This window comes from Burkholderia sp. IT-111MI5, from assembly GCF_949752865.1.
In the GTDB taxonomy this organism is placed as follows: domain Bacteria; phylum Pseudomonadota; class Gammaproteobacteria; order Burkholderiales; family Burkholderiaceae; genus Burkholderia; species Burkholderia pyrrocinia_C.
The window spans coordinates 1-1,444 of the sequence record NZ_CATKIF010000040.1 but is presented as its reverse complement, the minus strand read 5'-3'; the positions used below and the strand labels follow the sequence as shown (position 1 = coordinate 1,444).

Annotated in this window: 1 protein-coding gene; it reads right to left on the bottom strand. The window is 57.6% G+C overall.

Features of this window, described 5'->3' with window-relative positions; translation table 11 throughout:
• Positions 1 to 780 precede the first annotated feature (780 nt).
• The gene (locus tag ACM6JT_RS24650) at positions 781 to 1,386 is read right to left on the bottom strand and encodes a hypothetical protein (protein ID WP_414857504.1); all 606 of its coding nucleotides are present in this window, start codon (positions 1,384 to 1,386) and stop codon (positions 781 to 783) included.
• Positions 1,387 to 1,444 lie beyond the last annotated feature (58 nt).

Below are 1,444 nucleotides of genomic sequence, written 5' to 3'. Positions count from 1 at the left end.
GTGTGTCGCTGTGGGCTAGCAAAGCCGCGCCAACCCAGAATATCGAGAAATCGGCTTCGATGGTCAGTCTCGCCGACCGGGCAAAGGAAAGGAAGATGTGGCAGTTATCGACCTGCGACTAGCAGGTGCTCGCTGTCGTTGGGCGCGGGCTCTTTGGAGAGATTTATCCCGTAGCATCAGAGCAGATGGAGAGTTGCGGCGCGCAGATCCATTATGGGCAATTGGTAAGCCGATATCCCATAGGACACTGAAGCGTCGTCACCCAGATTGCTTGGGGGAAATGACCATGGTAAGTATAGTAGAACCCAATTCTGTGGGTTAAGAAAATGCAACCGCTTTGAATTTTCCGGGTGCTGGGTCAGCGCATCTGGCCTGATGTCGACCTTGGATAAGGCCAAGAGTTGATCGCGCCGGAGCGCATTTTCGCTGTTCGGTATGGGCCGTGTTATAGGGACGTTCGTAAGTGACGGATCTTAGTTGGTTGTTACTTAAGATGCCATTGCGCCGACCCCTCTTTGGCACCCAAGACTTCAGAGGTAATGCCACCATAACTTTGCCGACTAGCTCGCGCGCGAACGTCGACGTTGGTCGATAGAGACCAGTCAGTTTCTCTCGTGACCCGCCATACGCTACGGACCAATTTCACGCCCAGATCAATCGCAGAGGTGACCGAGAACGCGAAGAGCATGATCGTTCAGCGGAGGTCCGTTGTCCTGCGCGGAACGGACCTTCGAATGTCCGGATGAGAGCACGGTCGAACGACCGTATATGGCCTAGCCTTTACTGCCGGTCGGGAAGCCCATCAAAACCAAGCGCGATGCGTGCGGTCAGTCCATGTTGTTCGCGTTGCGCAGGCTCGGCCGACACGATGACGCCGGCACGTTCCTTTTCGGTTTCGAGGCGCACACGCAGCTCTTCCAGTGCAACGAGGTCGCAATCCGTTTCCGCACGCCAGCAGCGTTCGATGACAAGGCGTAATACTTCCACCCGCAGGACGAACGCACGCGCGTGGTCGATCTCCTGAACCAGCGTCTGGATGGATTCGTTGTCGGGATAGTGCTGCGCGAGTGCGCGCAGGTCATATCGGGATGGAGGCATGAATGCCGGCAGCGGGCGCGGCTTCGGTGCGTCGCTGACGACGCCGGCGCGGAAGAACTCCGCTTGCAGCTCAGTGCGCAGACATTCCAGCGCGACCAGCTTACTGCTCGTCTCGTCGTTCCAGCAGCGCTGGATGACCGCACGCAACGCCTCGACCTCGCGCACGAATCCACGCAGGTGCTGAATTTCGAGGATCACCCTTTGGACGACACCATTGCCACGATAGCGACGCCATAGCTCGCGCAGCTCGTAGATGGTTGGCGGCTTGCACTCGGAAAAGCGGGGCATGTTCGAAGCAGGCTAAAGGCTGTACGGATATACAGTATAGCCACTGGCCGCAACGCTG

Bases quoted from the DNA above. Each gene is read 5' to 3' on its own strand.
- ACM6JT_RS24650 (WP_414857504.1), bottom strand. From the start codon at position 1,386: ATGCCCCGCTTTTCCGAGTGCAAGCCGCCAACCATCTACGAGCTGCGC.